This window comes from Achromobacter veterisilvae (genome assembly GCF_037619525.1).
Classification (GTDB): Bacteria; Pseudomonadota; Gammaproteobacteria; order Burkholderiales; family Burkholderiaceae_B; genus Achromobacter; species Achromobacter veterisilvae.
Genome location: NZ_CP148753.1, coordinates 3,721,366 through 3,739,356 on the forward strand (window position 1 = coordinate 3,721,366; position 17,991 = coordinate 3,739,356).

The following is a 17,991-nucleotide window of genomic DNA, read 5'->3' on the forward strand; positions in this document are numbered from 1 at the left end:
GATGGGTATTCATATCATCAAGATGCCCGACATCGGCGAAGGCATCGCGGAAGTCGAACTGGTGGGCTGGCACGTCAAGGTGGGCGATACCGTCGCCGAGGACCAGCCGCTGGCCGACGTGATGACCGACAAGGCCACGGTGGAGATCCCGTCGCCCGTGGTCGGCCGCGTGCTGGCGCTGGGCGGCGAGGTGGGCGAAGTGATGGCCGTGGGCGGGGAATTGATCCGCCTGGAAGTGGAGGGCGAGGGCAACGCCAAGCCGGGCGCGGACGCGCCGCCGGCCAAGGCGCCCGCCGCGGTTGCCGCCGTGGGCGAGGTGTCCGCAACCCAGGTGCCAGACACCCAACCCGCGAAAGCGCCTCAAGCCCCCGCGGCCCAGGTGTCCGACACCCCCCCCAGGCCCGCCGCACGCCAGCCCGCGCGCCAGGCGCCATCCGCCGCCGTCGCCCGCCAACCTGGCGAGAAGCCGCTGGCGTCCCCCGCCGTGCGCAAGCGCGCCTGGGACCTGGGCATCGAGTTGCGCTACGTGGCCGGCAGCGGCCCGGCCGGCCGCATCCTGCACGAAGACCTGGACGCCTACCTGCAAGGCCAGGGCGCGACGGGCCAGGCCCGCGGCGGCGCCGCATACGCCGAGCGCAACGACGAAGAGAACGTGCCGGTGATCGGCCTGCGCAGGAAGATCGCGCAGAAGATGGCGGAGTCCAAGCGCCGCATCCCGCATTTCAGCTACGTCGAGGAAATCGACGTGACCGAACTGGAGGACCTGCGCGCCCAGCTCAACCTGAAGTGGGGCGAGTCGCGCGGCAAGCTGACCTTGCTGCCGCTGCTGGCGCGCGCCATGGTGGTGGCGCTGCGCGATTTCCCGCAGATCAATGCGCGCTATGACGACGAGGGCGGCGTGGTCACGCGCTACGGCGCCGTGCACATCGGCATCGCCACGCAAAGCGACGGCGGCCTGATGGTGCCGGTGATGCGCCACGCGGAAGCGCGCGACCTCTGGTCGATGGCGGCCGAGATCGGGCGGCTGGCGCAAGCCGTGCGCACCGGCAGCGCCGGGCGCGACGAACTGTCGGGCTCGACTATCACCATCACCAGCCTGGGGCCGCTGGGGGGCATCGTCACCACGCCCGTCATCAACCATCCCGAGGTGGGCATCGTGGGCGTGAACCGCATCGTCGAGCGGCCCGCCATCCGCAACGGCGCCGTGGTGGCGCGCAAGCTGATGAACCTGTCGTCGTCCTTCGACCACCGCGTGGTCGACGGCATGGACGCCGCGCGTTTCATCCAGGCCGTGCGCGCGCTGCTGGAACAGCCCGCGCTGCTTTTCGTGGAGTAAGCATGAGCCAGACAACCAAGACGACAACCCTGCTGGTGATCGGGGGCGGACCTGGCGGCTATGTGGCCGCGATCCGCGCGGGCCAACTGGGCGTGCCCACCATCCTCGTGGAGGGCGAGCGCCTGGGCGGCACCTGCCTGAACATCGGCTGCATTCCTTCCAAGGCCCTGATCCACGCGGCCGAGGAGTACGAAAAAGCGCGGCATTACGCGGACGGTTCGGCGCTGGGCATTTCGGTGACCTCGCCGTCCATCGACATCGCGCGCACCGTCGCGTGGAAGGACGGCATCGTCGGCAAGCTGACCGGCGGCGTGGCCGCGCTTCTGAAAAAGAACGGCGTGGAAGTGGTGCAGGGCTGGGCCCGCCTGCTGGACGGCAAGACCGCCGAGGTCGAGACGGCCGCCGGGCCGGTCCGCATCCAGTGCGAGCATCTGCTGCTGGCCGCGGGCTCCGAGCCGACGCCGCTGCCGTCCGTGCCCTTCGGCGGCATGGTGGTGTCGTCCACCGAGGCCCTGTCGCCCGCCGACATCCCGAAGAAACTGGTGGTGGTCGGGGGCGGCTACATCGGCCTGGAACTGGGCACCGTGTACCGCAAGCTGGGCGCGGAAGTGACCGTGGTCGAAGCCCAGGACCGCATCCTGCCGACCTACGACGCCGAACTCACCAAGCCCGTGGCGGCCGCCTTGGCCAAGATGGGCGTCGAGCTGCACCTGGGCCGCAAGGTGCTGGGGCTGAACGGCAAGGGCGACGCGGTGCGGGTGCAGGACGCCGCCGGCGCCGAAACGCAGTTGCCGGCCGACCGCGTGCTGATCGCGGTGGGGCGCCGTCCGCGCACGCAGGGCTGGGGGCTGGAAAGCCTGCAACTGGACCGCCACGGCAATGCGCTGCGCATCGACGACCAGTGCCGCACCTCCATGCGCGATGTGTGGGCCATCGGCGACATTGCCGGCGAGCCGATGCTGGCGCACCGGGCGATGGCGCAGGGCGAGATGGTCGCCGAACTGGTGGCCGGCAAGCGGCGCCATTTCACGCCGGCGTCCATTCCGGCCGTCTGCTTCACCGACCCCGAGGTCGTGGTGTCGGGGCTGTCGCCCGCCGACGCGGAACGCGCCGGGCTGGACTGCCTGTCCGCTTCGTTCCCGTTCGCCGCCAACGGCCGCGCGATGACGCTGGAATCCACCGACGGTTTCGTCCGGGTGGTGGCGCGGCGCGACAACCATCTGGTGGTGGGCTGGCAGGCGGTGGGGCGCGGCGTGTCCGAACTGGCGGCGGCGTTCTCGCAGTTGCTGGAGATGGGCGCCACGCTGGAAGACGTGGCGGGCACGATACATGCGCACCCGACGCTGGGCGAGGCCGTCCAGGAGGCCGCGCTGAAGGCCTTGGGGCACGCGCTGCACATCTAGCGCGTGCGAGCAGCGTCGTCCGGCAGCGACGCTCCCTCCGGACAGGCCCGCCTTGCGGGCCTGTCCGGAGCCCCGGTCCCTAGCGGCGCGCGCCCGATTGCGCCAGCGCCGCCCTGAATCCCTCCACGGCGGGATTGCCCTGGTCGCGCAACGCGGCCAGCACGACCTGCGCCTTGACCCCCTGAATGTCCCGCAGCGGCAGGAACCGCAGCGAGTCGGCGCGCATCCGGCTCAGGGACAGCGGAACGATCGCCGGCCCCACGCCGGCCTCGACCAGCGTCAGCAGGGTGGGGATGACGCTTTCCTGGGCCATCCGCGGCTTTAACTGCGCGTGCGCGAAGAGTTCCTGGATCATGTGGCGGAAGTAGGGCGAAATGTCCTGCCGGTAGCCCACCAGCGGGTAGGCCAGCAATTCCTCCAGGGAGACGTCGCGCCGGTTGGCCAGCGCATGGTCGTGCCGCAGCGCGACGCGCAAGGGTTCTTCGTGGACGACCTGGGTCTGGATGTCGCCATCCAGCGGATGCGGGCGCATCAGGGCCACGTCCACGACCCGCGCGCGCAGCGCGGATTCCATGTCCACCGAATTCATTTCGCGCAGGTCGATGCGGACTTCCGGATGCGCGTCGCGGTAGTGGCTCAGCGCCGAGACCAGCGGCGAACTGGCGGCGCTGGGGGTGATGCCGATCACCAGCGCGCCCGTTTCGCCGCGCGCGGCGCGGCGCGCCTGCCGCAGCATGAGCTGCGTGTCCGCCGTGATCCCGCGCGCCCGCTCGTACATGATTTCGCCGGCCGGCGTCAGTTTCACCGAGCGCGTGGTGCGCGCGAACAAGGGCACGCCCACGATCGCTTCCAGCCGCTTGATCTGCTGCGTGAGGGGCGGCTGGGTCATGAACAGCCTGGCGGCCGCCCGGCCGAAGTGGAGTTCCTCGGCCACCGTGCAGAACAGGACCAGCAGCCTTCCGTCGAGGAAGATTAATTCTGATTTCGACATAATAAAGGCGAAATTATAAATTGGACGTAGATTAGTCCAGTTCCTAAGATGCCGCATCGGTTCATTCAGCCAGGCATTCGCGGACTCTTTCATGCCCCTCGTTCCCTTTCCTTCCTCAGTCGTCGACATCGCCCGGCGGGTCCGGTCCGGCGAAGCCGGGCCGCTGGCGGCGGCGCGCCAGAGCCTGGCCGCCATCGCGCGGGAGGACGCGCGCATACAGGCATGGAGCCATGTCCTGCCCGCCGCGCGGCTCGACGCGGCGGATCCGGCGGGGATCGCGGCGGGCGCGCTGGCCGGCGTGCCCATCGGCATCAAGGACGTCATCGACGTGGCGGACATGCCGACCGGATTCGGCGCGCCGGCCCTGGTGCCCGGCGCCGCGGCCTTCGATGCGTGCGCCGTCGGGATGCTGCGCGCCGCCGGCGCCGTTCCCGTCGGCAAGACGGTGACCGCCGAATTCGCTTTCAGGACGCCGGGGCCCACGCGCAACCCGCACGCGCCGGCGCACACGCCGGGCGGATCGTCCAGCGGCTCCGCGGCGGCGGTCGCGGCCGGCATGGTGCCCGCGGCGCTGGGCACGCAGACGGGCGGCTCCATGATCCGTCCGGCCGCGTTCTGCGGCGTGGTCGGTTTCAAGCCCAGCTTCGGCCGCGTGTTCCGCGACGGCATGAAGCTGACGTGCGAATCGCTGGACACCATAGGCTGGTACACGAACGGCGTGGAAGACGCCCAGGCGATCGCGGACGTGCTGCTGGGAGACGCGGGCCCGGAGGGCCCCGGGGACCGGCCGCCGACGATCGCGGTGCAACTGGGCAACCCCCGCGCCAGCCTGAGCGCGGAGAGCCGGGATGAGATCGCGCGGGCCTGCGCCGCGCTGCGGGCGCACGGCGTGCAGTGCGTGCCCGTGGAGGCCGAGCGCGAAACGGCGCTGCTGCTGCAGGCGCACGACGTGATCATGCACTACGAATTCGCGCGCAGCCTGGCGCCGGTGGCCGAGCGCCGGGGAGAGGCGCTGAGTGCCGCCTTGCGCCAGGCCGTCGCGCACGGCCTGGCCATCGGGGCGGGACAGTACCGCGAAATGCGCGACGCGCAGGCGTCGCTGCGGCAAGGCTGGCGCGCGCTCTACGGCGGCGCCGACGCGGTGCTCACGCCCAGCACGCCGGGGCCCGCGCCGCGCGGCCTGGACCATACCGGCGATGCGTCGTTCAACAAGATCTGGTCGGTGCTGGGATGGCCCTGCCTGCACCTGCCCACCGCCTTCAACCGCGCGGGATTGCCTTTGGGCATGCAATTGGTCGGCGACTGGGAGGGCGACCGCGCGTTGCTCGCCCTGGGCCGGAAACTACATCATCTGCTGATACAGCAAGGGGAATGACATGGGATTCGACAGAATGAAGCGAGGCGCGCTGGCGCTGTGCGCGGCGGCCGCCTTCGCGGGCGGGGGCGGGGCGCAGGCGGCGGGCTTTCCCGACCGGCCGGTCAACGTCTTCGTGCCCACGGCCGCGGGCGGGACGGTGGACATCGTCGCGCGCATCATGGCCGAAAAGCTCGGGCCGGAGCTCGGGCAGCCGGTGGTGGTCATCAACAAGCCGGGCGCGGGCGGCGTGGTGGGCACGCAGGCGTTCCTGCGCGAGCCCCAGGACGGCTATACCGTGCTGTTCACGGCGAACAGCAACCAGTTGATCGTCCCGTGGGTCTACAAGGACGCGAAGTTCGACCCGCTCAAGGACTTTTCGCCCATCGCCGCCGTGGGAGAGGTGCCCAACGTGCTGTGCGTGAATCCCGCCTTCCCGGCGAAGAACCTGGGCGAATTCATGGCGCTGGTCAAGGAGAACCCGGAAAAATACCAATACGCGTCCGCGGGCGCGGGGACCCTGAACCATCTGCTGGGCGTGATGCTGGACGAACTCGGCGGCCTGCGCATGCAGCACATTCCCTACCGCGGCGTGTCGCCGGCGATGGCGGACGTGATGGGCAACCAGGTGCCCATGCTGTTCGCCAGCCTGCCGTCGGCGGTCGAGGGCATCAAGGCCGGCAAGCTGCGCGCGCTGGGCGTCAGCAGCGAAAAGCGCAACGCGCTGTTGCCCGACGTGCCCGCCATCAACGAGGCCATACCGGGCTTCCGCGGCGACTTGTGGGTGGCTTTCTACGGCGCGAAGGATGCGCCGCCGGAGTCGGCCGAGGCCCTGCACAAGGCGATCCGCAAGGTGATGGCGGACCCCGCGCTGCAACAGAAGTTCGCCCAGTTGGGTGTCACGATGATGCATGACGGCCCGGCCGAACTGGCGGCCCGCCAGGAGGCCGAGTTCATGCAGTGGAAGCAGGTGGTGCAGGCCTCGGGCGCGACCCCGGACTGAGGCATCGCGAACCGCGCCCGGCCGAAATCCAGGCGATCGAAAGAACGACGGCCCCGGCAGCGTGCGCGCTGCCGGGGCCGTCGTGGGTTCGGCCAGCGTTCAGGCGGCGGTTTCGCCGATGACGCGCTGCGCTTCTTCCTTGACGCGTTCCGGCGCGGTGCCGCCCACGTGCTTGCGGGCCGCGACGGAGCCTTCCAGGGTCAGGACCTCGTGGACGTCGTCGCCGATACTGGCGTGATAGGCCTTCAGGTCGGCCAGCGACAGGTCGGCCAGGTCGCAGCCGCGCTGTTCGCAGTCGCGCACCGCGTGCGCCACCACTTCGTGGGCGTCGCGGAACGGCACGCCGCGCTTGACCAGGTAATCGGCCAGGTCGGTGGCGGTGGCGAAGCCCTGCAGGGCGGCGGCGCGCATGTTGTCGGCCTTGACCTTGATGCCGCCGGCCATGTCGGCGAAGATGGTCAGCGTGTCGCGCACGGTGTCCACCGTGTCGAACAGGCCTTCCTTGTCTTCCTGGTTGTCCTTGTTGTAGGCCAGGGGCTGGCCCTTCATCAGGGTCAGCAGGGCGACCAGGTGGCCGTTGACGCGGCCGGTCTTGCCGCGGGCCAGTTCAGGCACGTCGGGGTTTTTCTTCTGGGGCATGATCGAGCTGCCGGTGCAGAAGCGGTCGGCCAGGTCGATGAAGCCCACGCGCGGGCTCATCCAGAGCACCAGCTCTTCGGACAGGCGCGACACGTGCGTCATGATCAGCGCGCCGGCGGCGCAGAATTCGATGGCGAAGTCGCGGTCGGACACGGCGTCCAGCGAATTGCGGCACACGCCGTCGAAGCCCAGCGTCTTGGCGACGCGTTCGCGGTCGATCGGGAAGGACGTGCCGGCCAGCGCGGCGGCGCCCAGCGGCAGGCGGTTCACGCGGCGGCGGCAGTCGGCCAGGCGCTGGGCGTCGCGGCCGAACATTTCGGCGTAGGCCAGCAGATGGTGGCCGAAGGTGACGGGCTGGGCGACCTGCAGGTGCGTGAAGCCCGGCATGATGGTGCCGGCGTTTTCCAGCGCCACGGTGGCCAGCGCGTGCCGCAACTGGCGCAGCAGGTCCTGCAGATTGTCGATCTCGGCGCGCAGCCACAGGCGGATGTCGGTGGCGACCTGGTCGTTGCGCGACCGGCCGGTGTGCAGGCGCTTGCCCGCGTCGCCCACCAGTTCGACCAGGCGTTTTTCGATGTTCAGGTGCACGTCTTCGAGGTCCAGCAGCCATTGGAAGCTGCCGGCGTCGATTTCGGACAGGATCTGGGTCATGCCGCGCTGGATGTCGGCCAGATCCTGGGCGCCGATGATGCCCTGGGCGGCCAGCATGTCCGCGTGCGCGAGCGAGCCCTGGATGTCGTAGCGCGCCAGGCGCTTGTCGAAATCCACGGACGCCGTATAGCGCTTGACGAGTTCGGAAACCGGTTCCGAGAACCGGGCGGACCAGGCCTGCGCCTTGTTGGCGAACTGGTTTTGATCGGGAGAGGGAGTCTTTGCCATGATGGGCGGAATTATAGGGCCTCGCGCGGAGCCGGGCGACGGCCGGCGGGGTTTTGCGGGCCGGGAGCGTGCAAGCGCGGCGACTTGGCCGATAATCCAGGGTTAGTTTCAGGACTTTAGAGCGAGAAGTAACCCTATGCCCTTGGAATGGGAAGAGCTGGTCACCCAATTGGATACCCATCTGCCGCGCGAGGCCTGGGCGCAGACGCTGATCGGGATCGGCGCGCTGATCCTGACCGCGCTGTTCGTCCAGTGGGTCGTGGCCCGGATCGTTTTGCTGCTGGCGCACCGCCTGCTGGTGGTGAGCGGCCGGGGGGACTGGGACAAGGCCTTGCAGCGCCGCCGCGCTTACCAGAATCTTTGGTACGCGGTGCCGTTCGCCGTGGTGTCGATGGGCATCGACCTGGTGCCGCACGTCGAGCGGGCGGCCACGGTCGTGGGGCGGCTCGCGCACGCGGGGGCCTGGATCTGCGTGTTCGTGGCGTTCTCGGGCGTGCTGAGCGCCTGGCAGGACACTTATTCGGCCACGACGCGCGCGCAGACCCGCTCCATCAAGGGCTACATCCAGATCGGCAAGCTGATCCTGATGGCGGTATGCACCGTTCTGGTGCTTTCCATCCTGATCGACCGCTCGCCGCTCTGGATGATTTCCGGCCTGGGCGCGCTGTCCGCCGTGCTGCTGCTGGTGTTCAAGGACACCTTGCTGTCCCTGGTGGCCAGCACCCAGCTCACCAGCAACGACATGCTGCGCATCGGCGACTGGATCGAGATGCCGCAGTCCAACGCCGACGGATTCGTGAAGGACATCGCGCTGCACACGGTCAAGGTGCAGAACTGGGACAACACGGTCACCACCGTGCCGACCTACAAGCTGTTCTCGGAAAGCTACCGCAACTACCGGCACATGTTCGAGTCCGGTGGCCGGCGCATCAAGCGCACCCTGCGCATCGACGCGGCCAGCGTGCGTTTCCTGAGCGACGAGGAGTCGCAGCGGCTGATGCGCTTCCGCCTGCTGCACGACTATCTCCAGGCCAAGACCCACGATATCGCCCAGGCCAACCAGACCATGGGCGAACTGGCCAGCGTGCCGGCCAACCGCCGCCGCCTGACCAACATCGGCACCCTGCGGGCCTATGCGCTGGCCTACCTGAAGCAGAATCCGGAGGTCCGCCAGGACATGGCGATGATGGTGCGCATGATGGAGCCCACCTCCGAGGGCATTCCGGTCGAGGTCTATTGCTTTACCGCGGTGACCGCCTGGGTGGAGTACGAGCGCATCCAGGGCGACATCTTCGACCATCTGCTGGCCATCCTGCCGGAACTGGGCCTGCGCCTGTACCAGCAGCCGTCCGGCGCCGACATCGGCGCGATGGGAAGCTATCTGCGCGAGGGCGCCTTGCAGGCGGCGCTGGCTTCCCCGGCCGAACGGGCGCTGACCGACGCCAAGATGCCGCGCTAGCGCGGCCCGGGTCGCATGAGATAATTTGGCCTGTTGCCGTCAATGGGCCCTAGCTGATGTCGAACCCGTTCTTCAACCTGTATTCCCACGGCTTCGCCCGGGTCGCGGTCGGCGTGCCCGAATGCCGGGTCGCGGACCCGGCGTTCAACGCCGCGCAGACCATTGCCCTGGCGCAGCAGGCCGCCCAGGGCGGCGCGGTGCTGGCGGCGTTTCCCGAGCTGGGCCTGTCCGCCTACACCTGCGACGACCTGTTCCACCAGAAGGCGCTGCTGGACGCCTGCGAAGCGGCGCTGGCCGAGGTGGTGGCGGCGACGGCCGAACTGGACATCGCCATCATCGTCGGCGCGCCGCTGCGCGTGGCCCACCAGTTGTTCAACTGCGCCGTCGTGGCCGCGGGCGGCCGGGTGCTGGGCGTGGTGCCCAAGACCTACCTGCCCAACTACGGCGAGTTCTATGAAGCGCGCCAGTTCAGCGCCGCCGACTGCGCCGCCGCGGCCGAGATCCGCCTGCTGGGCCAGACGGTGCCGTTCGGGTCCGAGCTGGTCTTCCAGATGGAGCAACTGCCGCTGTTCCAGTTCCATGTCGAGATCTGCGAGGACGTCTGGGTGCCCATCCCGCCGTCCTCGTTCGCGGCGCTGGCCGGCGCCACCGTGCTGGTGAACCTGTCGGCGTCCAACATCGTGATCGGCAAGTCGGAATACCGCCACCAGCTTGTGGCGCAGCAATCGGCGCGCTGCCTGTCCGCCTATATGTACACCTCGGCCGGCCGGGGCGAATCCTCGACCGACATGGCCTGGGACGGCCAGGCGCTGATCTACGAAAACGGCGAATTGCTGGGTGAAACCGAACGGTTCCTGGGCCATTCGCACCTGCTTTTCTCGGACGTGGACCTCGAACGCCTGTCGCGCGAGCGCATGCGCCAGACCACCTTCGGCCAGTCCGTGCGGCGCCACCAGGACGAGGTCCGCAAGTTCCGCACCGTGCCGGTTCCCGTGCAGCCGCCGCTGGACGACGCCGAACTGCCGCTCGAACGCCGGGTGGCGCGCTTCCCCTACGTGCCGGCCGACCCGCGGCGCCGCGACGCCCGCTGCAAGGAGGTCTACAACATCCAGGTGCAGGCCCTGGTCCAGCGCCTGTCGGCCAGCGGCATGTCCAAGGTCGTCATCGGCATTTCCGGCGGGCTGGACTCCACCCATGCGCTGCTGGTCTGCGCCGAGGCCATGGACGCCCTGGACCTGCCGCGCGCCAACATCCTGGCGGTCACGATGCCGGGCTTCGCCACCAGCACCCGCACGCTGCAGCAGGCGCGCCGGCTGATGGCGGTGGTGGGCTGCACGGCTTCCGAGATCGACATCCGGCCCAGTTGCCTGCAGATGCTCAAGGACCTGGGCCATCCCTACGCGGACGGCAAGCCGGTCTACGACATCACCTTCGAGAACGTGCAGGCCGGCGAACGCACCAACCACCTGTTCCGCATCGCCAACTTCAACAACGCCATCGTCATCGGCACGGGCGACCTGAGCGAACTGGCGCTGGGCTGGTGCACCTACGGCGTGGGCGACCACATGTCGCACTACAGCGTCAACGCCAGCGTGCCCAAGACCCTGATCACGCACCTGGTGCGCTGGGTGGCCGAGTCCGGCCGCCTGGGCGACGAGGGGGCGGGGGTGCTGCTGGACGTGCTGGGCACCGACGTCAGCCCCGAACTGGTGCCGGGCGGCGCCGACGACAAGCCGGTCCAGAAGAGCGAAGACGCCATCGGCCCTTACGAATTGCAGGATTTCAACCTGTACTACACGCTGCGCTACGGCTTCGCGCCGACCAAGGTCGCCTTCCTGGCGCTGGCCGCCTGGCGCGACCGCGAGGCCGGCGCCTGGCCCGAGGGCGGGCACGTGGCCCGCAACCAGTACGATCTGGCCGCGATCAAGCGCAACCTGAAGATCTTCCTGGACCGGTTCTTCCGCCTCAGTCAGTTCAAGCGCACCTGCGTTCCGAACGCCCCGAAGGTGGGCTCGGGCGGTTCGCTGTCGCCGCGCGGCGATTGGCGCGCGCCCAGCGACTCCGAGTCGGTGGTGTGGATGCGCGACGCCGACCGCATTCCGGACGAATCCGCCTAGGCAGCCGGGTTTTCCCGCCGCGCGCAAACCCAGCTTTTGCCCGGCGCGGCCGGTGGTATTCTCTTATCCATCGCGCCTTTCCGCCATGCCGCGGCGGGCGCCGAAACAGATCGAAAAACCAGGAAGACCAACGTGAAACAAGTCACCGCCATCATCAAACCCTTCAAGCTCGACGAAGTCCGCGAAGCGCTGGCCGAAGTCGGCGTCAGCGGCCTGACCGTTACCGAAGTGAAGGGTTTCGGCCGCCAGAAAGGCCATACCGAGCTCTACCGCGGCGCCGAATACGTGGTGGACTTCCTGCCCAAGATCCGCGTCGAGGTCGTGCTGCCGGACAACCAGGTCGAAGCCGCCATCGAAGCCGTCGTCAAGGCCGCCCGCACCGGCAAGATCGGCGACGGCAAGATCTTCGTCACCCCCGTGGAGCAGGCCATCCGCATCCGCACCGGGGAAAGCGACGAAGAGGCGTTGTAGGCGTTTGTTTGCGCGGGGAGGGTGTCAGACACCCTTTGAACGGCGGCGCAAGCCCGCAGGCTGTCTCCCCAGGGTGTCAGACACCTGACTTGGCCCAGGGTGTCGGACACTTGGCATAACCCAGGTGTCTGACACCCCTACGAGACGGCCGTCAAGCAGCCACGACGCTTCCCGGGTGTCTGACACCCACCCCTACCGTATTAGCTGATTCATCTCCAGGATCGGCATCATCACCGCCAGCACGATCAGCAGCACGAATCCCCCCATCAGCAGGATCAGCGCCGGTTCCAGCAGGGCCGTCATCGCCATGGCGCGCCGCTCCAGGTCGCGCGAGAGGTTCTGCGCGCCGCGGTCCAGCAGCTCGGGCAGGCGGCCGGTCTTCTCGCCGCTGGCGATCAGGTGCACGAGCAGCGACGGGAAGACCTTCTGCGCGCTCAATGACGTGGACAGCGCCGCGCCTTCGCGCACGCGCGCCGACGCGTCGTCCACTGCCTGCCGCAGCACGTCGTTGCCCAGGGTGCGGCGCGCCGCCTCCAGCGCCGTCAGCAGCGCCACGCCGCTGCCCGACAGGATCGCCAGCGTGGAGGCGAAGCGCGCCGCGTTCACACCCAGCACGAAGCGTCCGGCCAGGGGCAGCCGCAGCACGCGGGCGTGCCAGGCGCGCCGGGCCGCGGGCGCCCTCAGCGCATAGCGCCACAGCGCGATCGCCGCGGCCAGCGCCGCGCTGGTGGCCACTCCCCATTCGCGCACGTAGTCCGACAGCGACAGCATCAGCCGGGTCAGCAGCGGCAGTTCCTGCTTGGCCTGGCTGAACGCCGACACCACCTGCGGCACCACGTAGCCCAGCAGGAAGATCACGATGACCACCGACACGCAGGCCACGACCGCGGGGTAGATGAAGGCGGTCATGACCTTGCTGCGCAGGGCATTGCGTTCCTCGATGTAGTCCGCCAGCTTTTCCATCACTTGCGCCAGGTCGCCCGATTCTTCGCCGGCGGCGATCAGCGCGCGGTAGATCTCCGGGAAATCGCGCGGCCTGGCGGCCAGCGCCACGGACAGCCGGTGGCCGGCGCGCACGTCGTCGCGCACGCCGCCCAGGCTGGCGGCGATGTGCTTTTTCTCGGCCTGTTCCAGCGTGGCGCTCAGGGCCGCGTCCAGCGGCAGGCTGGCGGCCAACAGGCTGGCGAGCTGGCGCGTGATCCAGGCGAGGTCGGCGTCCGACAGGCGGGCGCGCAGCGAGGCGCCCAGCCCTTCGGCGCGCGCCGCCGGCGAGGTCGACAGCGGCAGCAGGCCGCGGCCGCGCAACTGGTTGCGGGCGCCGCGCTCGGAGTCGGCGTCGATCGTGCCGCGCACGAGTTTTCCCAGCGCGTCGGCAGCTTCGTAACGAAAGGATGGCATGGTCGGAAATACAAGGGGCCGCGCGCGCGTCCGGTCGCGCGAAAGCCCCGTATTCAAAGGGTTTCCAGGCCGTCACCTTGCCTTTGGATTATGACCGGAGTGTTGCACTGCCACCCCGTATACTCCGACGCGCTTTCACGTTTTTCCACCTGTTTCCACGTTCCAGGCACCTATCCCGTCATGCGTCACATCGCGCAATTCAGCCTTGCGGTTCTGCTTGCGGCAAGCCAACTCGGACCCGCGGCCAGCACGGCTTACGCACAACAGGCCGACAATCGGGTCAGCCTGAATTTCGTCGACACCGACATTCCCGCCGTGCTGCGCGCGCTGTCGCTGTTCACGCAGCGCAACTTCCTGGTGGATCCCCGCGTCAAGGGCAAGCTCACGCTGGTGTCGGACCGGCCGGTGGACAGCGGACAGGCGCTGGCCATGCTCACGGGCGCGCTGCGCCTGCAAGGCTTCGCCATCGTCGAGGTCGGCGGCGTGACGCGGGTGGTGCCCGAGGCCGACGCCAAGCTGCAGGGCAGCGCGGTGGTGGGGGAACCCCGGCCGCCGGTGCCGGTGTCGGCGTTCGCCAAGGGCGCCGGCGGCAGCGGCGAAATGCTGACGCGCGTGTTTCCGTTGAAGTACGAGAACGCGGCCAACCTCGTGCCGGTGCTGCGCCCCATGGTGCCGCCGAACAATCCCGTCAATGCCTATCCGGGCAACAACACGCTGGTCGTGACCGACTACGCGGACAATCTCGAACGGATCGCCGCGGTCATCGCGCGCATCGACGTGCCCAGCTCCATCGACACCGACGTGGTGCCGGTGCGTTCGGGCATCGCGTCCGACATCGCGGTCCTGGCCTCGCAACTGCTGGACACGCAAAGCAGCGATCCCACGCAGCGCATCGCGGTCGTCGCGGATCCGCGCAGCAACAGCGTGCTGGTGCGCGCGGGCAGTCCGGCCCGCACGCGCCTGGCCCGCGACCTGATCCTGAAGCTCGACGCGCAGCAGAACCGGGCGGGCAACCTGCACGTGGTGTACATGCGCAACGCCCAGGCCACGCGCATCGCCGAGGTATTGGGCGGCCTGCTGGCGGGGCAGGCCAATTCCGCGCCCGGCGCGGGCGGCGGCGCGGGCGGAACCGCGGCGGCCCAGCCTGGCGCGCGCGCGCAGAACACGGCCGGCAACAACACGGCGCAGGCGGGCCTGGGCATGTCCGGCGGATCGGGCTCGGGCAGGGGCGGCCTGTCGGGCGACCAGGAACGCATCGCGCGCGACGACCCGGGCACGCAAGCGGTGTCGTATTCGGCCGGCGGCGTCACGATCCAGGCGGACCCCGCGACCAATTCGCTGATCATCTCGGCCCCCGAACCGCTGTACCGCAGCCTGCGCGAAGTGATCGACCAACTGGACCAGCGCCGCGCGCAGGTGCTGGTGGAAAGCCTGATCGTGGAAGTGAGCGAAGAGAAGGCCGCGGAATTCGGCATCCAGTGGATGACGGGCGCGGGCAACATCAACAGCGGCGGCACCAGCTTCATCGGCGGCACGAACCTGGGCGGCAGCGGTCTCACGGGCGCCGGCCCGGCCTCCATCGATGCCCTGGCCAACGGCCTGAGCCTGGGCGTGGTCAAGGGCACGGTCGACGTGCTGGGCAACGAAGTCATCAACCTGGGCGTGCTGGCCCGTGCCATGCAGAACACGGGCGAGGCCAACATCCTGTCCACGCCGAACCTGCTGACGCTGGACAACCAGTCGGCCAGCATCCTGGTGGGCAAGACCGTGCCTTTCGTGACGGGGCAGTACGTGACGTCGGGCAGCAACGGCAGCTCCAACCCTTTCCAGACGATCGAACGCGAGGACGTGGGCCTGAAGCTGAACATCCGCCCGCAGATTTCGGAAGGCGGCGCGGTCAAGCTGGACATCTACCAGGAAGTCAGCAGCATCGACGAAACCCGCTCTTCGCCGACGACCGGCATCGTGACCAACAAGCGCGCCATCGATACCAGCGTGCTGATCGACGACGGGCAGATCATCGTGCTGGGCGGGCTGCTGGAAGACAGTGTGTCGCTCAGCTCGGACAGCGTGCCGGGGCTGGGATCGATTCCCGTGCTGGGCGCGCTGTTCCGCTACGACACCCGCAAGCGCACCAAGACCAACCTGATGGTGTTCCTGCGGCCCTATGTGGTGCGCGACGCGCGCCGCAGCGCCAGCGTCACCATGGACCGCTACGACTACATGCGCCGCGCGCAGGCGGTCGCCCAGCCGGGCAAGCACTGGCTGCTGCCGGACCTGCAGGCGCCGATGCTGCCGCCGCCGGGGTCGGCGCCGTCGGTGTCCAACAACGCCTACGACATGCGGCCGGAACAACTGGCGGACACGATGCGCCGGCCGCCTCCGGCCACGGTGGAGTCTTTCGCGGTGCGGCAATATCCCGCGGCGGCGCGGGCCAGCGATCCGTCGCTGCCGATCCGCGTGAACCTGCCCCGGGGCGTGAGCGTGGCGGTGGATCCCGAGTCGCTCTACGGCGAGGCGGACCGCGGCAGCGCCACGCTACAGTTCGCGTCCGTCGATTCGCGCGCCGACGCGGACAGGATCGCGCAGCGGGTCCGGGCCAGCGGCCTGCAGGCCTACGTGCAACTGGGCCCCGGCGGCACGGGCTACGTGGTGCGCAGCCAGGTGGCCAAGGATCCCGGCACCATTTCGACCGCCACGGCGCTGCTGCGCGAGCTGGGCTACAAGAGCGAAGTGGTCTCGCAGCTATGAGCGCGCATCCCTTGCCCTACGCCTGGGCCCGCGCGCAGCGCGCGGTGCTGTCGCTGCGGGGCGGGGCGGCGCAACTGACCGTCAGCCCGCGCACGCCGGAATGGGCGGTCCGCGAGATCCGCCGGTGCCACGGCGACGTCGCGCTGGCCCAGGTGGACGACGAGGCGCTGGAAACCCTGCTGACCGCGGCCTACAGCCATTCCGAGGACGCCGCGTCGGTCATGGGGGTGGCCGAGAACGAGATCGACCTGGACCGCCTGCTGCAGGACATGCCCGAGGTCGCCGACCTGCTGGAAGCGCAGGACGACGCGCCCGTGATCCGCATGATCAACGCGCTGTTCGCGCAGGCGGCGCGCGACGGGGCCAGCGATATCCACATCGAACCGTTCGAGACGCATTCGGTGGTGCGCTACCGGGTGGACGGCACTTTGCGCGACGTGGTGTCGCCGCGCAAGGCGCTGCACGCGGCGCTGATCTCGCGCATCAAGATCATGGCGCACCTGGACATCGCCGAGAAACGCCTTCCGCAGGACGGCCGCATCGCCTTGCGGGTGGGCGGGCGGCCGATAGACGTGCGCGTGTCGACCCTGCCCACGGGGCATGGTGAACGCGCCGTGCTGCGCCTGCTGGACAAGGAGGCCGGGCGCCTGCAACTGGAGCGGCTGGGGATGGCGCCGGGCGTGCTCGAACGGCTGGACCGGCTGATCCGCCAGCCCCACGGCATCGTGCTGGTGACCGGGCCCACCGGCAGCGGCAAGACCACCACGCTCTACGCCGCGCTGAGCCGGCTGGACGCGGCCACCAGCAATATCCTGACGGTGGAAGATCCGATCGAGTACGACCTGCCCGGCATCGGCCAGACGCAGGTGAACGCCAAGATCGACATGAGCTTCGCGCTGGCGCTGCGCGCCATCCTGCGCCAGGATCCCGACGTGATCATGATCGGCGAGATCCGCGACCTGGAAACCGCGCAGATCGCCGTGCAGGCGTCCTTGACCGGCCACCTGGTGCTGGCCACCCTGCACACGAACGATTCGGTGTCCGCCGTGACGCGGCTGACCGACATGGGCGTGGAACCGTTTCTCCTGGCTTCGTCGCTGCTGGGGGTGCTGGCGCAGCGGCTGGTGCGCAAGCTGTGCCCCGAGTGCAAGCGGCCGGCCATGCAGGACGGCGCGCGCGTGTTCCATCCGGCGGGATGCGCGGCCTGCAACCACACGGGCTACAGCGGGCGTTCGGGCATCCATGAACTCTTCACCGTGGACGACGAGGCGCGCCGGCTGATCCATGAAGGCCGCGACGAGCGCGAATTGCGGCGCGCGGCCGCGGCGTCGGGCATGCGGACCATGCGCGAGGACGGGCAGCGCTGGGTGGACGGCGGACAGACCTCGCCCGAGGAAATCGTCCGCGTCACGCGCGACGCGTAGGCGCGGCGCCGGGCGCCTACGCGCCGAATTCCACGCTGTCGCCCGACCGCCGCCCCAGCATGGACATCAGGCCGTCCAGCGCGGCGCGGTCGGCTTCGCCGGCCGAACCGGCGTAGCTTGCCCGGCCCTGGAAGCGCAGGCCGCGGCGGCCGACGCTGCCCTGGCCCGTCACGTCCAGCAGGCCGCTTTCCGTGCTCAGCGCCAGCGCGGCGCCCGTCTTGCCGCCTTGCACGCGCAGCAGGTAGGTGCCCACCGGCGCGACCGGCGCGAGCGCAGTGCCGGCGTTGCGCCAGCGCAGCTCCGCCAGCGGGCCGCTGGGAAGCGCGGCGCCCAGGCGCAACGGCTGCCAGGCCAGCTCCAGCATGCCCTGCGGCGCCAGCGTGTTCCACGGCGCGCCCAGCGCGGCCAGCACGGAGGCGGGCGCGCGCAGGGACTGGGCCGACAGCGACACGCCATTCCAGGCCAGCCCCGCATGGAGCGGGCCTTGCAGCCAGGGATGCGAGATTTCCACGGCCAGCGCATCCCAGCGCCATCGCCACTGCACCGGCTGGGGCAGCACGCGGCGCGCGCCCGGCGGACCCAGCGCGATCCAGGCGCTGCCGCGCCACAGCGTGCCGCCGGCGTCCGCCAGCGCGACCGGCGCGTCGGCGGGCAGCGCGGCCAGCAGCCAGCGCGCGGGCATGACGGCGGCGCCCGCCGCGGCCGCGCAGACCATGCCCGCCAGCCACAGCGCGGCGTTCTTTCGGGAAAAGCGCGATCCGGCCAT

General features: G+C 69.6%; 13 protein-coding genes. 9 read left to right on the forward strand and 4 right to left on the reverse strand.

Going from position 1 to position 17,991, the window contains the following annotated elements:
* Nucleotide 1 precedes the first annotated feature (1 nt).
* Together WHX56_RS17340 and lpdA are read left to right on the forward strand one after the other, a co-directional pair.
* Nucleotides 2-1,336, forward strand: a complete 1,335-nt coding sequence (locus WHX56_RS17340; protein ID WP_338878487.1) for a dihydrolipoamide acetyltransferase family protein — start codon at nt 2-4, stop codon at nt 1,334-1,336.
* A gap of 2 nt (nt 1,337-1,338) precedes the next feature.
* Nucleotides 1,339-2,739, forward strand: coding sequence for a dihydrolipoyl dehydrogenase (gene lpdA / locus WHX56_RS17345; RefSeq protein ID WP_338878488.1), 1,401 nt, complete (start codon nt 1,339-1,341; stop codon nt 2,737-2,739).
* A gap of 79 nt (nt 2,740-2,818) precedes the next feature.
* Here lpdA and WHX56_RS17350 read toward each other — a convergent pair whose 3' ends face one another.
* On the reverse strand, nt 2,819-3,730 hold the full coding sequence (locus tag WHX56_RS17350) for a LysR substrate-binding domain-containing protein (protein ID WP_338878489.1): 912 nt from the start codon (nt 3,728-3,730) through the stop codon (nt 2,819-2,821).
* A 91-nt stretch (nt 3,731-3,821) separates the two neighbouring features.
* Between WHX56_RS17350 and WHX56_RS17355 the strand changes: the two genes are divergently transcribed.
* Both WHX56_RS17355 and WHX56_RS17360 read left to right on the forward strand, forming a co-directional pair.
* On the forward strand, nt 3,822-5,105 hold the full coding sequence (locus tag WHX56_RS17355) for an amidase (protein ID WP_338878490.1): 1,284 nt from the start codon (nt 3,822-3,824) through the stop codon (nt 5,103-5,105).
* Between the two features lies 1 nt (nt 5,106).
* Complete coding sequence (locus WHX56_RS17360; protein ID WP_338878491.1) at nt 5,107-6,087, forward strand: tripartite tricarboxylate transporter substrate binding protein; 981 nt, start codon at nt 5,107-5,109, stop codon at nt 6,085-6,087.
* A 99-nt stretch (nt 6,088-6,186) separates the two neighbouring features.
* Here the strand turns inward: WHX56_RS17360 and argH are convergent, their stop codons facing one another.
* Complete coding sequence (argH, locus tag WHX56_RS17365; protein WP_338878492.1) at nt 6,187-7,605, reverse strand: argininosuccinate lyase; 1,419 nt, start codon at nt 7,603-7,605, stop codon at nt 6,187-6,189.
* Nucleotides 7,606-7,741: 136 nt separating this feature from the next.
* On the opposite strand from argH, the gene WHX56_RS17370 reads away from it, so the two are divergent.
* The 3 genes from WHX56_RS17370 (at nt 7,742) to WHX56_RS17380 (ending at nt 11,652) form a co-directional block, all read left to right on the forward strand.
* Entirely contained in the window at nt 7,742-9,064 is a 1,323-nt protein-coding gene (locus tag WHX56_RS17370; protein WP_338878493.1) for a mechanosensitive ion channel family protein, read from the forward strand.
* Nucleotides 9,065-9,120: 56 nt separating this feature from the next.
* The gene (locus tag WHX56_RS17375; protein ID WP_338878494.1) at nt 9,121-11,181 is read left to right on the forward strand and encodes an NAD(+) synthase; all 2,061 of its coding nucleotides are present in this window, start codon (nt 9,121-9,123) and stop codon (nt 11,179-11,181) included.
* 132 nt (nt 11,182-11,313) lie between these two features.
* Nucleotides 11,314-11,652, forward strand: coding sequence for a P-II family nitrogen regulator (locus WHX56_RS17380; RefSeq protein WP_129242010.1), 339 nt, complete (start codon nt 11,314-11,316; stop codon nt 11,650-11,652).
* A gap of 192 nt (nt 11,653-11,844) precedes the next feature.
* Here the strand turns inward: WHX56_RS17380 and gspF are convergent, their stop codons facing one another.
* Nucleotides 11,845-13,050, reverse strand: coding sequence for a type II secretion system inner membrane protein GspF (gspF, locus tag WHX56_RS17385; RefSeq protein ID WP_338878495.1), 1,206 nt, complete (start codon nt 13,048-13,050; stop codon nt 11,845-11,847).
* 180 nt (nt 13,051-13,230) lie between these two features.
* On the opposite strand from gspF, the gene gspD reads away from it, so the two are divergent.
* Both gspD and gspE read left to right on the forward strand, forming a co-directional pair.
* Complete coding sequence (gspD, locus tag WHX56_RS17390) at nt 13,231-15,801, forward strand: type II secretion system secretin GspD (protein ID WP_338878496.1); 2,571 nt, start codon at nt 13,231-13,233, stop codon at nt 15,799-15,801.
* Entirely contained in the window at nt 15,798-17,225 is a 1,428-nt protein-coding gene (gspE, locus tag WHX56_RS17395; RefSeq protein ID WP_129242007.1) for a type II secretion system ATPase GspE, read from the forward strand. The genes gspD and gspE overlap by 4 nt, the downstream gene beginning before the upstream one ends.
* Before the next feature lie 16 nt (nt 17,226-17,241).
* Here gspE and gspN read toward each other — a convergent pair whose 3' ends face one another.
* Nucleotides 17,242-17,991, reverse strand: a complete 750-nt coding sequence (gene gspN, locus WHX56_RS17400; RefSeq protein WP_338878497.1) for a type II secretion system protein N — start codon at nt 17,989-17,991, stop codon at nt 17,242-17,244.